We start from the raw sequence: 15,044 nt of genomic DNA, 5'->3' as shown, positions 1-15,044 counted from the left end.
CGGTCGCGGTCGTGCCGGCCGGCGGGACGGTAGACGCCGGCCGGTCACTGAGCGGTCGCGCGGGCGGTCGAGGTCGGTCGGTCGAGCCGGTCGAGCCTTGTGAGGTGGGCGTTGCCGCCCCGGATCACCGCCCCGGCCATGGCCGTGGTCGCCGGGTGGGCCCCAGCGCGTTGCTCCGCGACGGCGACCCGGGCCGCCTGCGCCAGGTGCGCGCGTAGGTGCCCGGCGAGCAGCCGGTGGAACGGCGACCCGGTGGCCGCCCGCAGCGCGGTCACCTCCTCGGCGGTGACCATGCCCGGCATGTCGTGGCCCTCGTGCGGGTTGGTCGCCGGAGCACCGGCATCGGCCAACAGCCGGCGGGCCCGGTCCAGGTCGGCGCGCGCGGTGGCCTCGACCTGGGCGGCCAGACGTCGCCAGGCCGGGTCCGTGGTCCGCGCCGGCACGAGTTCGAGTACGGGCAGCAGGCGTTCGGCCATCGCCACCGTCAACTGGAGCCAGGCGACGTCGGTGGGGCTGAACGGTCCCGCCGTACTCGTCGGTGCTGTTGCGACCGTCGCCGGTGGCCCGGTCGGTGCCGGCGCGGTGGTGCTGGTCGGGTCGCGGGGCCCGGTGCCGCAGCCGGCGACGAGCAGCACGGCGGTGAGCAGCATGGACGCCGTGGGCTGACGCATCCGATCTCCCTTCCCAACCAGGGCGGCGGACCCGGTTGACCGGACCCGCCGCCGTGGTGTGGAGCTGTCGCTCAGATCGGTCGGCCGTCGTGACCGCACTTGATGACGGGACGGATGCAGTCCTGGACCCGGCGGGCCAGCTCCGCCACCGGCCAGGCGTTGAAGAAGTCGCCGTGCATGGTGTAGCCCGGCCCGGAGGCCAGCCGGAACCGCGACGGGTCACCGGTGACCGGGTACCGCAGCACCTGGCGCAACTTCGGCACGTGCACCGGGTGGGTGCTCGGGCAGGCCTGGTTCACCGGGTACGCCAGGTGGCTCTTGTGATCCGGCGAGTCGAGGTCCCGGCCGTTCCAGCACTGCGGGAAGTCCAGGTACGACTCCAGCATGGTGCCGGACGGGCAGTTCACGAAGTCCTTCGACGGCGGCACGTGCCCGGCGTGCAGGCACGACCAACGGGCGATGCTGTCGTTCGGCCCGGTGGCCTTCGCGTTGCCGGCGACCAGGCGCAGCCCCAGCGGGAACGGCTGGGTGTTCGCGACGACGTCGGCGCGTACGCCCTCGCCCAGGTAGTAGAACGTGGCGATCGCCGGCTCCACCGGCACGTTGTCCCGGTACAGGGTCGGCACCCAGTACGACGAGACGTCCACCCGCGGATTGCAGGTGGTGGGGGAGTTGACCAGGTCGGGAAGGGTGGTGTTGGCGTTCGTCACCGTGCTGCCGAAGAAGCTGTGCATGTGCGAGGCCCCGGGCAGCCCGGGGAAGATGATCGGGTCGTCCGGCAGCCGGTGGCTGTAGGTGCAGTCCGCGGGGAACTCGGCGACCCGGATGACGTTGGCGCCGTAGTCGGCGCCGGCTTGGCCGGGGGCGGCGTCGGCCCGGTTGGTGGTGGACACCAGGTACGTGCCGAGTAGCACCAGCAGGGCGCCGATCGCCGTGGCGAGGCGCAGTCGGCGGGGGATGCCGGAGAGGGGTGCGGCCCTGTCCATCGTGACTCCTGTCGGGGGACGGGTCAGGGACAGCTCCGGCGCCGCCGCCGAAGGCAGCGGAGTGTGTCCTGGCCAGACTGGTGGTGGCCGGATGGGCCATTGCGAGAGAGCGCTCTCAGTAGTCCAAGCCTCACCCCGAAGTCGAAACTTGTCAATACGTACCGCAGTTGGTGGAAAGGACGACGACGAAAGGGCCGGACCCCGTGGTGGGGTCCGGCCCTTCGCAGTGGTGCCGGGTCAGCTGGTGGCGTAGCCGCGGGTGGCGATCCAGTCGGCGAGGTGCTCGACGGTGACCTCGTAGGAGGCGGTGTTCGCATCGGCGGAGTCGGCGATCTTCACCACGTTCCCGCCGTCGCGGTAACCCACGACGCTGATGTAGTGCCCGCCCTCGAAGGAGTGCACGCCGCCGTCGGTGTCGACGCTGGTGCCGGCGATGTTCGCGACCACGGCCCGGCCGTCGTCCACGGTGCGGACGATGTCGGCGCGCAGCTTGTCGGTCTGCTTGTCGTCGGCCTTGGGAGTGCTGATCTCGACGGAGTGGTAGGCGTCGTTCTTACCGGTCTCCTTGTTCAGCACCGGGGTGATGTCGTTGATCGAGTTCGTGCCGGCCTCGGTGGTGCCCATCTCCTTGGCCATGGCGTCCACGCTGATCTCCTTGCCCTGCACACTCAGGGCGTTACGCGTGGCGGCCGGGCCGCAGTAGTAGAAGTTCGGCTGCGCCTCGTAGCGCACGCCGAGCTGACGCTCACCAGCGGGCTTACGGTCGCTCTGCGTCTGGGTGGACGGCTTGGCGTCCGACGCCGCGTACGCGGCGGTCACCGGTCCGGCGATAGCCCCACCGGTGAACGCGAGGCCAGCAGCGGTCAGAGCGGTCTTACGGATCAGATCGGTACGCATGATGGCGTGCTCCTCTGCATCGGGGGTGCCCACACGGCAGTAACGGGGGTGCGTGCCGTGCGGGGGAAGTCTTGTTGCCCGGTGACCCGCGAGAAGGGGGGTCGGCGTCGGGACAGGGTGTAACGGTTGCCGGTGGCGGGTCATTCCGCCTACCTGCGGGGGCGGCCGTTGTGGTGCTCGGCCGTGCGGGGGATGTAACCGGGGCGGCCAGCCGGATGTTCCCGGCGGCTGCCGCGCCCCACGACCCGATGGCCGCAGTGGCATGCCAGGTATAACGACCCCGGCCGGCCCCCGATTCCGCCGCCGGGGTGGCCCCGACCACCCGACACCCCAGGCCAAACCGGACAAGGCGCCCAGCCGGCGAAACGGACATGGCGGCCAGTGCGGCGTGATCGACTCGGGTTCATTGAAAACGCGGCGTCCAGGTGCCGGGGATACCCCGACATCATGAAAGCCGAGTGGATCAGGCGGGTCTGCGCCGTTCGCGCGCCCAGACGGGGCCGAGGCACGGGGCCTGGGCAGAGCGTCGGGCGGATTCGCCCGATCTGAGGTGGTGCGCGGCCCGGCCCGACTCGGGGCAGGGGCGCCGTACAAGACCGGCCCGGCCGCAGGTCGATGCGCGGTCTGGCTCGGCCGACCCAGCGGGCAGAGCGTCGGGCAGACTGGCCGGCCAGGGAGCAATGCCCGTGCGGACCTCGCGACCCGCATGATCGTGCTCGATCCAGGAAACAGGCGCCTCCCGACGCCACGAGGCCACTACATCCAGGATCGAGCACGCTCGGGGCGGTGTGCGTGGTCAAGATCCGCGCAATATCGGGGATGTTGGTGTCTCCCGCGTGTCGGAGGCAGCAACATCGGGGATGTTGTGAGGATCTTGGCGCGGGGCGCGGGGCGCGGGGCGCGGGGCGCGGGGCGCGGGGCGCGGGGCGCGGGGCGCGGGGCGCGGGGCGCGGGGCGCGGGGCGCGGGGCGCGGGGCGCGGGGCGCGGGGCGCGGGGCGCGGGGCGCGCCAACCCCCGACGTCAGGGACAGCGCGTCGACAACGCCGCCGTATGTGGCACACGGGTGGTGCCACAGGGGCGGGCTGGTCCCGACGTGCGGGTGGGGCAGCCCGAATGCGTCGGACCGCCCCACCCGTTCGAAGAGCTGATCAGAAGCCGAGTACGGCTCGCCCGCCGACCACGGGCAGCCGCAGCTCACTGTCGTTCGGAGCGACCCGCAGCTCGGTGCCGCCCAACGGCAGCAGGGTGTACTCCTGGTCGCTGGAGAAGACGACCACGCCGATCCGGTGCCCGGCCGGGAAGACGTAGTCCTTCGGCTCCATGGTCCACCGGTAGTCGTACATCTTGCCCTGCTTGACCGGCGTCGTCCGGGCGTCGCTGTTGCGGTTCTGCGGGTCCATCCAACCCCGGGTCACCACGGTCGGCGCGGCGGTCGAGCCGGCCGGGCCGTAGTCGACCAGGTACGCGGTGAGGTTCGCGTCCGGCTTGTTGTCGATCGCCATCCGCAGCCGCATCTCGGGCCGCCCGGAGATGCGCACGCTCTGCGTCAGCTCGGGCGAGCGGTACGCGAGCCGGTTGGCGCTCGCCGTGTCCGGGTTGGACACCAGGGTGTCCGGGTGGATGGTCCGGCCTTCGTCGACGAAGCTCTGCTCGACCTTGGCCTTGGAGGGCTTGCCCGTGGTGAGCGTGCCCGGGGCGGTGGCGTCGGTGGCGGCGAACCGCAGCCCCACCTCACGCGCGGCGGGGTCGGGCCAGTTGGCGTACGTGGTGTAGGCCCGGTCCTCGCGCTGGAGCACCGCGGTCGGCTCGTCCATGATGCCGTTGCGCACGTTCCACAGCCAGAAGTCGAACCAGCGGTTCTCGGTCTGCTTGTACGTCCACGTCCGGCCGTCCGGCAGGGTCACCGACGCACTGCTGCCCGGGCCGCCGTGCCCGCCCTGGTGCAGCCAGATCTTGCGCGGTACGTCGCGCTTGGCGAGCTGGTCCCACCAGCCGGCGAAGTGCTCGGTCTTCACGTTCCAGTCGTTGAGGCCGTGCACGACGAAGACGCTGGCCTTGACGTTGCGGGCGTCGAGGTAGTCGCGGTCCTGCCAGAACTTCGAGTAGTCGCCGGTGATCCGGTCCTGCTCCTCGGTGATCTCGGCGAGCTCGTCGGCGCAGGGCCCCTCGGCGCGTGCCTGCCCGGCGGTGTACTGGGCCAGGATGTCGAGGTCCTCGCCCTGGTATGTGCCGGGCGCGACGACCAGGCCGTTGGCCCGGTAGTAGTCGTACCAGCTGCTGATCGCGGAGACCGGGACGATGGTCTTGAGTCCCTTGACCCCCGTGGTGGCCACCTGGTTGGGCAGGGTCCCGTTGTAGGAGACGCCGGTCATGCCGACCGCGCCGGTGGTCCAGCCGGCGGTGACCGGGGCGCCGTTGGCGTCGTACCCCTTGGCCCGGCCGTTGAGCCAGTCGATGACCGCCTTGGTGCCCAGCGTCTCGGCCTGGTCGCCGCTGGTCGGGCAGCCGTCCGAGTCGCCGGTGCCGACGCTCTGACCGAGCACCACCGCGTACCCGCGTGGCACGTAGTAGTCGTCCAGCGAGCCGGGCAGGTTGGCCTTCGCCTGGGCCCGCTGGGTGCCCGCGTCGAGCGCTCGGCGTCCGGAGCGGTCGGTCAGACCGTTCTGCGGCAGCTCGTCGACGAGGACGCTCGGGTACGGCACGTCACCCCAGGTGCCCTTGCGGTACGGGCTGTGCTCGAAGATGACCGGCACCTTGAAGCCGGTGGTGGCGGTTTCCCGGGGTCGGGAGATGTCGATCGCGACCCGGTCGAGCCGGCCGTCGTGGTCGGTGTCCACCGGGGTCTGGACGAACACCCGCTCCTCGATCGCGTCGGCGAGCGAGAACACCGGTTGGGTCATGCCGTCGCTGACCACGATGCCGGTGGGCGTGGTGGCGGCGGGCGGGGCAGCCGTTGCGGTGGGGGCTGCGGTGAGCACCAGGGCGCCGGACACTCCGACGCTCAGTAGTGCCAGATGACGGGGTCGACGCACGCGCGTCTCCCTTCGGTTGGGCTGGTCGCCGGGGGTCGGCAGGGGCCAATCTCGAAGATCCATTCGTCGACATGCTAGGACCGGTCGAGCATTCCGTCGATCCCCACATCCGTCCACCGTGGCCGGTCAGGGGGTCGGCGGTGTCACCGCGATGATCAGGTGGGCGCGTTCGCCGCTGGCGTTGCGGTAGAGGTGCGCGAGGCGCGAGTCGAAGGTGACCGATTCGCCGGCGGTGAGGGTGTACGACTCGCCGCCGATCTGCGCGACGACCTCGCCGGTGACGACGATCGCGCACTCGGTGGACGGGTGTGCCCACGGTTCCGCCGAGCTGGCGTCGCCGGGTGCGAGGTGGGCCTGGAGCACCTCCAGGTCGCCCCGGCCCGGGGTGAGTCGTTCGTAGGTGATCTGGCCGGGTGGCGCGGCCAGCCGGGTCCGGGCGCCGACCCGGCTGATGTGCACCGGCGGCGCCTCGGGCTCGGAGAACAGTTCCGCGATCGAGGTGTCGAAGACCTGGGCGAGCTTTCGCAGGGTGGACAGGCTGGGGTCGGTCGCGCCGTTCTCGATCTGGCTGAGCAGCGCGGGGGACACGTCGGCGGCTGTGGCGAGCTGGCGCAGCGTGAGGGAGTGCTGCTGACGCAGGTCGCGGAGTCGGTCACCGAGCATGTGTCCTCGTTCCAAAACAGTGTGACTGAATCTTGATTGACCAGACTATACGGCCCTGTTTAGGATCGCTGAACATCAGGCGGCAATGTTCGACCATGCTGAACAAGCCGCACCGAGGCGCGAACCGGACGCTGGCCGTCCGGTCTACATCCAACCCCGAGACGACGTCCCCGAGAACCCCGCGACACCGTCCTCCCATCGGCGCGGCCGATGCGTGGTGTCGCCGCCGGGCGTCGAAGCCCCGCGGATCCCGCACGGCGGGCCGCGCGATAGAAGGTAGGAACAGCATGTCGGTGTCCCCCCGCCGGCTCCTCGCCGGAGCGTCCGCTCTGGCGACGCTGGCCGTCCTCTCCGTCAGCGCCTGTAGCGCCGGCGGCAGCGGTGGAAACGCGAGCGGTGCGGCCAAGACGCTCACCGTGAACACCTCGTTCGTGCTCAAGACCCTCGACCCTGGCCGGGTCTACGAGGCGACCGGCCTGACCGCCGTGCACGCCCTCTACGACACCCTGCTCACCTTCAAGGGCTCGGACGTGAGCAAGCCCGTCCCCGCGCTGGCCGAGTCGTACCAGGCGTCACCGGACGCGAAGACGTTCACCTTCAAGCTGCGGCAGGGTGTGACGTTCGCCGACGGCAGCCCACTCACCGCCGACGACGTCGTCTTCTCGCTCAACCGCCTGAAGAACATCAAGGCCAGCCCGGCGGTCACCGTCAGCGGCCTGACCGTGACCAAGACCGACGACAGCACCGTCGTGGTCGCCTCGGCCACTCCCGACCCGAACATCCCGGTCGTGCTGTCGATGCCGTCGACCGCGGTGCTCAACTCCAAGGCCGCCAAGGAGCACGGTGCCCGCGACGGCGCCGACGCCGCGCAGGGCGACACCGCACAGCAGTACCTGGACACCAACTCCCTCGGCAGCGGTCCGTACGTGCTGAAGTCGTACGACCCGTCGGCACAGGTGGTGCTGGAGGCCAACCCGAAGTACTGGGGTACCAAGCCGCAGTTCTCCCGGGTGGTGCTGCGCAACATGGACGTGCAGACCCAGAAGCTGACCATGCAGCGAGCCGAGGCCGCCGAGATCTCCCTGGACATCTCCGGCAAGCTCCTCGACGGCCTGCCGGGCAGCCTGCAGACCTCCGGCGTGCAGGACACCGTCTACTTCCTCTTCCTCAACGCCGACCCGGGTGTCTCGCCGGTCACCTCGAACCCGAAGTTCAACCAGGCCCTGCGTGCCGCCATCGACTACCAGGGCATCGCGGCCCTGTACGGCAAGGGCGCCGCCCCCGGCGCCGGGCTGGTCGCGCCCGCCTTCCCGGGCGCGCTGCCGGCCGGCGAGGAGTCCAAGCGGGACGTGGCGAAGGCCAAGGCACTGCTGGCCGAGGGCGGCCTGACCAACCCCTCGGTGAAGTTCACCTACCCGGCCATCACCTACAAGGGTGTGGACCTCGGCACGGTGGCCACCAAGGTGCAGGGCGACGCCGCCGAGGCGGGCATCAAGCTGGAACTGAACCCGCAGCCACTGACCACCTTCCTCGACGAGATGCGCGGCGGGAAGTCACCCCTCGGGTTCACCCCGCAGAGCCTGAACTACCCGGTCGCCGACTCGCTCATCAACAACATGGCACCCGGGCAGGCGACCGCGCTGCGCTCCGGCTGGACGGTCGAGCGGGCCGACCCGGCCGTGGTCGCCGCCGGCAGGAAGGTCACCGAGACCCTCGACCTGGCCGGCCGGGCCGCCGCCATGCAGGAGTGGCAGCGGCTGATGAACGCGTCCTCGCCGTACCTGGTGCTGGCCAGCAACTCCTCCATCGTCGTGGCGACCACGGACCTGACCGGCGCGGACTACACCGCCGCCGGTTGGCAGGTGGACGTCGCCGCGGTCGGCCGCAAGTAGTCGGCGACGACATGACGACAGTCCACGACGGTGAGCCGGGCGCGGTCGCCACGACCGCGTCCCGGCCCCGGGGTGCCCACCCGCTACTGACCTTCCTGGCCAAGCGGGTGGGAATCACCGCCGGCCTGCTGCTGGGCGTCACGGTGGTGACGTTCGGGCTGGTCAACGTGGTCCCCGGCGACCCGGTGACCGCCAACCTCTCCGACCAGGCCCTCAACGACCCCGCCGCGGTGGCCGCCTTCCGCCAGAAGTGGGGCCTGGACCAGCCACTCTGGGCCCAGTACCTGCACTACCTGGGCAACCTGCTGCACGGCGACCTGGGCCTCTCCCAGCAGACCGGACGGGCCGTCCTGGACGACCTGCTGCACTACGTGCCGGCGACCCTGGAACTGGCCATCCCGAGCATGGTGCTGGCGCTGCTCATCGGCACCGGGATCGGCATGCTCGCGGCGGTCCGCAACGGTCGGCTCACCGACCAGCTCGTCCGGATCGGCGCCCTGCTCGGGCTCTCCACCCCGCCGTTCTGGCTGTCCCTCGTCGTGCTCTACGTCTTCTTCTACCAGCTCGGCCTGGCCCCCAGTGGCGGACGACTCTCCACGGACTTCAGCCCACCGCCCACCGTCACCGGCATGTACACCGTCGACGCGGCGCTCGCCGGACAGTGGGACGTCGCGTGGGACGCCGCCCAGCACCTGTCCCTGCCGGTGCTCGTGCTGACCTCGCTGACCGTGGCGATGCTGGTCCGGTTCGTCCGCTCCGCGATGCTGGAGGTGCTCCAGCAGGACTACATCCGCGCCGCGTACGCCAAGGGTCTGCCGACCCGGGTGGTGCTGCGCCGGCACCTGCTGCGCGCCGGCCTCGTCCCGGTGGTCACCGTCTCCGGGCTGGCCTTCGCCTCGCTGCTCTCCGGCACGGTGCTGGTCGAGAGCATCTTCGGCTGGCCCGGCGTCGGCCAGTACGCGTACCGCAGCGCCACGGCACTGGACCTGCCCTCGATCCTCGGCGTCAGCCTGTTCGTGGCGCTGGTCTACACGTTGGTCAACCTGACCGTCGACCTGCTCTACGGCCTCATCGACCCGAGGATCCGGCTCTCATGACGACACTCGCGGACCCGAAGGCGGAGCGGGCCCTGGGCCGGCGTCGCTGGCTCGGCCGACTGCGCGGCGGCCCGACCAGCCGGCCGGTCTGGCGTCAGCCGATCACGATGGCGGCCCTGGCCATCCTCGGCGGGTGGTTGCTGCTGGCGCTGCTCGCGGACGTTCTCGCCCCGTACGGCCCGCTGGCGCAGAGCCCCGACGCGTACGCGCCGCCCTCCGGGGCGCACTGGTTCGGCACCGACTCGCTCGGCCGGGACATCCTCAGCCGGGTCATCCACGGCGCTCGCCTGTCCATCCCGCTGGCCCTGGCCATCGTCTCGCTGGCCCTGCTGGTCGGCGGGCTGCTCGGGTTGGTCGCCGGGTACGTCGGTCGGTTCGTCGACGAGGCGCTGATGCGCCTGACCGACCTGGTGTTCGCGTTCCCGCAGATCATCCTGGCCATGGCGGTGACGGCGGCGTTCGGCCCGAACACCCGCAACGCCGTGCTGGCCCTGGTCATCGTCTCCTGGCCGGTCTACGCCCGGGTCATCCGCAGCGCCGTGTTGAGCATGCGCGGCGACGACTACCTCAACGCCGCCCGACTGCTCGGCGTCGGGCCGATCCGCGCGCTGCGCCGCGACGTGCTGCCCAACAGCGTCGGCCCGGCGATCGTGCTGGCCACGCTGGAGCTGGGCAACGCGGTGCTGCTTCTCGCCGCGTTGTCGTTCCTCGGCCTCGGCCCCCGCCCACCGGCCGCCGAGTGGGGCTCGATGGTGGCCCTCGGCTCACAGGACCTGTCGATGTGGTGGGTCAGCGTGTTCCCCGGTCTCGCCATCCTGACCGTCGTGATGGCGTTCAACGTGCTCGGCGACGCGCTGCGGGACCGGCTCGACCCCCGCTACACGAAGGGACGCTGAGGTGGCACCGCTGCTCGACGTCGACTCCCTGGCCGTCACCCTGCCCTCGCCGCGCGGTCCGCTGCCGATCCTGCACGACGTGTCGTTGACAGTCGACGAGGGGGAGCTGGTCGGTATCGCGGGGGAGAGCGGCTGCGGCAAGAGCCTCACCGCGCAGACCCTGCTCGGGTTGCTGCCCCCGGGGGCGGCGGTCAGCGGCTCGGCCCGCTACGCCGGCACCGAGCTGCTGGGCCTGGACAACCGGGGCTGGCAGCGGGTGCGCGGGGCCGGCATCGCCATGGTGTTCCAGGACCCGACCGCGGCCCTGCACCCGATGCTCACCGTCGGCCGGCAGCTCACCGAACACATGCGGGTGCACCTGCGGATGGACCGGCGGGCCGCCGCCCGCCGTGCGGTGGAACTGCTCGACCAGGTCCGCATCCCGGACCCGGAACAGGCGCTGCGCGCCTACCCGCACCAGTTCTCCGGCGGGATGCGGCAGCGGGTGGCCATCGCCATCGCCCTGGCCGCCCGCCCCCGACTGCTGATCGCCGACGAACCGACGACGGCCCTCGACGTCACCGTGCAGGCCGGCATCCTGGCCCTGCTGGACCGGCTGCGCGCCGAGACCGGGCTGGCCGTCGCGTTCATCACCCACGACCTCGGGGTGCTCAGCGCCCTCACCACCCGGGGCTACATCTTCTACGCCGGGCGGGTCGTCGAAACCGGTCCGACCGGTGCTCTGCTCACCGCGCCCGCGCACCCCTACACGGCCGCGCTGCTCGGCGCCCGCCCGCACGGCACCCAGACCGGCGGGACGCTGCGGCCCATCCCGGGCGCGCCGCCGGCACCCGGCGAGGCACCGCCGGGATGCCCGTTCGAACCCCGCTGCGGGTACGCCGAACCGTCCTGCGCAACGGCACCGCCTCCGCTCACCCCCGCCGACGCCGACCGGTCGGTGGCCTGCGTGGTCCGCCCGAACCTGGAGGTGACCGCATGACGAGCCCCGCGTCCGCGCGACTGTCCTTCACCGACGTCGAGGTCGAGTACCGCTCCCGAGGGCGGGGACGGGTACGGGCCGTCGCCGGGGTCAGCCTGGAGGTGCTGCCCGGCCAGATCGTCGGCCTCGTCGGCGAGTCCGGCTGTGGCAAGTCCTCGCTGGCCCGCGTGGCGGTCGGCCTGAGCGCGCCGAGCGCCGGCACCGTCCGGTACGCCGACCGACAGGTCACCCCGCTGGGCTGGCGACCCCGGTCGGATGCCGAGGTCGGCCTTCAGATGGTCTTCCAGAATCCGTACGCCTCGCTGAACCCCCGGCGCACCATCGGCTCCCAACTCCTCGACGGCGTACCGGCGACGGTCACCGGGGCGGCCCGCCGGACCCGGGTGCGTGAACTGCTCGACCGGGTGGCCATGCCGGCCAACGCCGCCGACCGTTATCCGCACCAGTTCTCCGGCGGTCAGCGGCAGCGCCTGGCGATCGCCCGCGCGCTCGCACCGGAACCCCGGATGATCATCGCCGACGAGCCGGTCACGGCACTGGACGCCTCGTCCCAGGCGCAGGTGGTGAACCTGCTCGTCGGGCTGGTCCGCGACCTCGACATGGGCATGCTGTTCATCTCCCACGACCTGTCGCTGGTGCACGAGATCGCCGACGTGACCGCCGTGATGTACCTGGGTCGGATCGTCGAGGCCGCGCCCACCCGCGAGCTGTGGCGCGCGCCGCGACACCCGTACACCCGGGCGTTGATCGACGCGGTGCCGCAGATCGGGCCCACGCCGCGTCTGCCCGCCATTCTCGCCGGGGAGGTCCCCGACCCGGGCAACGCCCCCACCGGGTGCCGGTTCCGGCCGCGTTGCCCGCACGCGTTCGACAGGTGCGTGGAGCAGCCGCCCACCGTCGACCTGGGCGGCCGCAGCGTCGCCTGCTGGCTCACCGACTCCGCGGCGGCACCGACCGCCGCGCGCTCACTCTGAGGACACCCCCATGCGCATGCCCACCGAACAGGTCCTGGTCAACCTCGCCCTCTACGACGGTGTCCAGGACACCCTCCAGCCGGACCGAGGCATCTGGATCGGCGCGGACGGGATGATCCGTGCCGTCGGCCCGGTCGACGACGTCCTCGCCGAGGCCGGTGCCGCCCGGGTGGTCGACCTGGGCGGCGACCACGTCATGCCCGGTCTGACCAACATGCACGTACACCTCTCGCTGGGGCTGCCCGGTCACCTCGCCGACACGGTGCACAACTCCAACCTGGCCGAGCTGGTGCTGCTGATGGCCGACTCGGCCCGGCGCACCCTGCACTCCGGTGTCACCACCGCCCGCCTCGTCGGTGAGAGCCGGTACGCGGACTTCGCCCTGCGCCGGGGCATCGAGGCCGGCGCGGTCGACGGACCGCGCATCTTCACCGCCGGCCATGCGCTGTGCTGCACCGGCGGGCACGGCTGGGACGCCGACGCCCTCGAAGCCGACGGCGCGGACGGGTTCCGGCGGGCCACCCGCGAGCAGCTCCGCGCCGGCGCCGACCTGATCAAGGTGTGCATCTCCGGTGGGATCGCCGGACAGCACGAGGCGATCGACACCCCGCAGCTGCTCGACGACGAGATGGCCGCCGTCATCCGCGTCGCCCACGACTGGGGGCGCAAGGTCACCGCGCACGCCGGCCCGGCCGACTCGGTCCGCCGCGCCGTCGAGCTGGGCCTCGACTGCGTCGAGCACGGGTACGAGCTGACCGACGACGTCACGCGGCTGATGGCCGAGCGGGGTGTCTGGTACGTGCCGACGATCGTGGTGAGTCGCTGCGAGCAGTTCTTCCGCGACTCCGGGGTGCCCGGCTGGCTGATGGACCGGGCCCTCGCGGCCGGCCCCCGGCACTGGGAGAGCCTCCAGCACGCCATCCGCAACGGCGTGCCGATCGCCCTGGGCAGCGACATGCCGCCACATGCCGGCTACGACGAGACCACCGCGACCGTCCGCGAACTGGAGTTCATGGTGGACGCGGGAATGCCGGTCGCGGACGCGCTCACGGCCGCGACCGTCCGCCCCGCCGAGTGGCTGGGTCGCGCCGACACCCTGGGCAGCATCGAGGTCGGCCGGCACGCCGACCTGCTGGTGCTGCGCGACGATCCGACCCGCTCGGTGTCGGCGTTGCGCACCCTGCACGCCGTGGTGAAGGGTGGCGTCGCGTACCGCGACGACAATGGCCGGTTCGGCGTCGCGTACCGCGACGACCACGGCCGGCTCGGCGTACCGCGATGAGCGGCATCACCGACGTCGCCGACGGGTACCTCGACGCGCTCGCCGAGCTGGACCCGCAGGCGGCCGAGGCGGCGGGGCGTACACCCGGGTCGCAGTTCCCGGACCTCTCGCCGGACGGCTTCGACGCCCGCGCGGAGCTGGCCCGACGCACCGCGACGGCCGCCGCCTCGGCGAGCACGCACCGCCCCGGCGAACCGGCCCTGGCCGACGCCCTGCGCGACCGGCTGGCCAGCGAGGTCGACCTGTACGACGCGGGCTTCACCACCCGGCTGCTCGCCCCGCTGGCCACCCCGGTGCACCTGCTCCGGCAGGTCTTCGACAACCTGCCCCGGGACACCGAGGACGACTGGGCGGTGGTCGCCGCGCACCTGCGTCAGGTGCCCGAGGCCCTCGCCCGGTACGCCGCGACGCTGCGCCGGTCGGCGCAGCGTGGACACCTGGTCGCCCGCCGGCAGGTGCTCGTGGTCGCCAACCAGTGCACGGTCTGGACCATCGCCGACTTCTACGGGCGGCTGGTGGAGGGCTACCCCGGTGGCCCGCTCGCCGCGCAGCTGCGCCTGAACGCACGGCTGGCCACCGCCGCCACCTCGGGCTTCGCCGCGTTCCTCCGGGCCGACCTGGCACCCGTCGCGTCCGACGCGGACGGTGTCGGTGCCGACCTCTACCGGGTCACCGCCCGCAGTTTCCTCGGTGCGACAGTCGACCTCGACGAGGTGTACGCGTACGGCTGGGCGGAGTTGGATCGCACCGCCGCCGAGCTGCGTACCGTGGCGGGCGAGCTGGGCCATTCGGGGGTGGCGGCCGCGCGGGCGGCGTTGGACGCCGACCCGGCCCGCCGGGTGCCGGCCGGTCCCGCCCTGGAGGAGTGGTTGCGGCAGCGCACCGAGCAACTGACCGACGCGCTCGACGGCACCCACTTCGACATCCCGGCCGCCACGCGGCGGGTGGTGTGTCGGATCAGCCCCGCCACCTCCGGGGTCATGTACTACACGCCGCCCGACCCGGCGTTGACCCGGCCCGGCGGGATCTGGTGGTCGGTGCCCTCGGGGGAGTCGACAGTACCGGTGTGGCGGCACGTCGGGACCCTCTGCCACGAGGGTCTGCCCGGCCACCATCTCCAGCACGCGCTCACCCTCACCACCGCCGACCTGCACCCCTGGCAACGCCATCTCTGCCAGGTGCACGGGTACGCCGAAGGCTGGGCGCACTACGCCGAGCGGCTGGCCGACGAGATCGGCCTGTACGCCGACCCGGCCGAGCGGCTCGGCATGCTCGACGGCCAGATGTGGCGGGCCGCCCGGGTGGTCATCGACCTGGGCCTGCACCTCGGGCTGCCGATCCCGGCCGGCAACGGGTTCACCGAGGAGCGGCGGTGGACGCCGGCGCTCGCGGTCGACGTCCTGACCCGCGTCGCCGGCCTGGACGCCGAGACGGCCCGCTTCGAGGTCGACCGGTACCTCGGCTGGCCGGCGCAGGCCCTCGCCTTCAAGGTCGGCGCGCGGTTGTGGCAGCAGGCCCGCCGGGAGGCCGAACAGCGCGAGGGGACCGCGTTCGACCGGAAACGCTTCCACCACACCGCGTTGGCGCTCGGACCCATGGGACTGGACCCGCTGCGTGCCCGGCTGGCCAACCTGCCCTGACCTGTCGTACCCCCTGGATCGGAAGTGACCGCCG

Annotated in this window: 12 protein-coding genes; 7 read left to right on the top strand and 5 right to left on the bottom strand. The window is 72.1% G+C overall.

Annotated features, from left to right (window positions below):
- Window positions 1–44: 44 nt before the first annotated feature.
- The 5 genes from ABGB10_RS01505 to ABGB10_RS01485 form a co-directional block, all read right to left on the bottom strand.
- A complete protein-coding gene (locus ABGB10_RS01505) occupies window positions 45–671 on the bottom strand; it encodes a DUF305 domain-containing protein (RefSeq protein WP_347658987.1) in 627 nt (208 codons plus the stop codon).
- Between the two features lie 71 nt (window positions 672–742).
- Window positions 743–1,657, bottom strand: coding sequence for a DUF1996 domain-containing protein (locus ABGB10_RS01500; RefSeq protein WP_347658986.1), 915 nt, complete (start codon window positions 1,655–1,657; stop codon window positions 743–745).
- Window positions 1,658–1,894: 237 nt separating this feature from the next.
- On the bottom strand, window positions 1,895–2,554 hold the full coding sequence (locus ABGB10_RS01495; RefSeq protein WP_347658985.1) for a C39 family peptidase: 660 nt from the start codon (window positions 2,552–2,554) through the stop codon (window positions 1,895–1,897).
- A 1,149-nt stretch (window positions 2,555–3,703) separates the two neighbouring features.
- Window positions 3,704–5,587: a Xaa-Pro dipeptidyl-peptidase gene (locus ABGB10_RS01490; protein WP_347658984.1), complete on the bottom strand. Its 1,884-nt coding sequence runs from the start codon at window positions 5,585–5,587 to the stop codon at window positions 3,704–3,706.
- Between the two features lie 126 nt (window positions 5,588–5,713).
- On the bottom strand, window positions 5,714–6,250 hold the full coding sequence (locus tag ABGB10_RS01485; RefSeq protein ID WP_347658983.1) for a helix-turn-helix domain-containing protein: 537 nt from the start codon (window positions 6,248–6,250) through the stop codon (window positions 5,714–5,716).
- Window positions 6,251–6,537: 287 nt separating this feature from the next.
- Between ABGB10_RS01485 and ABGB10_RS01480 the strand changes: the two genes are divergently transcribed.
- The 7 genes from ABGB10_RS01480 to ABGB10_RS01450 are packed head-to-tail and all read left to right on the top strand — an operon-like array spanning window position 6,538 to window position 15,010.
- Window positions 6,538–8,142: an ABC transporter substrate-binding protein gene (locus ABGB10_RS01480; protein WP_347658982.1), complete on the top strand. Its 1,605-nt coding sequence runs from the start codon at window positions 6,538–6,540 to the stop codon at window positions 8,140–8,142.
- An 11-nt stretch (window positions 8,143–8,153) separates the two neighbouring features.
- Complete coding sequence (locus ABGB10_RS01475; RefSeq protein ID WP_347658981.1) at window positions 8,154–9,239, top strand: ABC transporter permease; 1,086 nt, start codon at window positions 8,154–8,156, stop codon at window positions 9,237–9,239.
- Window positions 9,236–10,135, top strand: coding sequence for an ABC transporter permease (locus ABGB10_RS01470; RefSeq protein ID WP_347658980.1), 900 nt, complete (start codon window positions 9,236–9,238; stop codon window positions 10,133–10,135). The genes ABGB10_RS01475 and ABGB10_RS01470 overlap by 4 nt, the downstream gene beginning before the upstream one ends.
- A gap of 1 nt (window position 10,136) precedes the next feature.
- Window positions 10,137–11,114: an ABC transporter ATP-binding protein gene (locus tag ABGB10_RS01465; protein WP_347658979.1), complete on the top strand. Its 978-nt coding sequence runs from the start codon at window positions 10,137–10,139 to the stop codon at window positions 11,112–11,114.
- Window positions 11,111–12,088: an ABC transporter ATP-binding protein gene (locus tag ABGB10_RS01460; RefSeq protein ID WP_347658978.1), complete on the top strand. Its 978-nt coding sequence runs from the start codon at window positions 11,111–11,113 to the stop codon at window positions 12,086–12,088. Before ABGB10_RS01465 ends, ABGB10_RS01460 begins: the two co-directional genes overlap by 4 nt.
- 10 nt (window positions 12,089–12,098) lie before the next feature.
- A complete protein-coding gene (locus tag ABGB10_RS01455; RefSeq protein WP_347658977.1) occupies window positions 12,099–13,370 on the top strand; it encodes an amidohydrolase family protein in 1,272 nt (423 codons plus the stop codon).
- The gene (locus ABGB10_RS01450; RefSeq protein WP_347658976.1) at window positions 13,367–15,010 is read left to right on the top strand and encodes a DUF885 domain-containing protein; all 1,644 of its coding nucleotides are present in this window, start codon (window positions 13,367–13,369) and stop codon (window positions 15,008–15,010) included. Before ABGB10_RS01455 ends, ABGB10_RS01450 begins: the two co-directional genes overlap by 4 nt.
- Window positions 15,011–15,044 lie beyond the last annotated feature (34 nt).

This window comes from Micromonospora sp. B9E7, assembly GCF_039871815.1.
GTDB lineage: Bacteria > Actinomycetota > Actinomycetes > Mycobacteriales > Micromonosporaceae > Micromonospora.
This window is presented reverse-complemented; position numbering and strand designations above follow the sequence as displayed.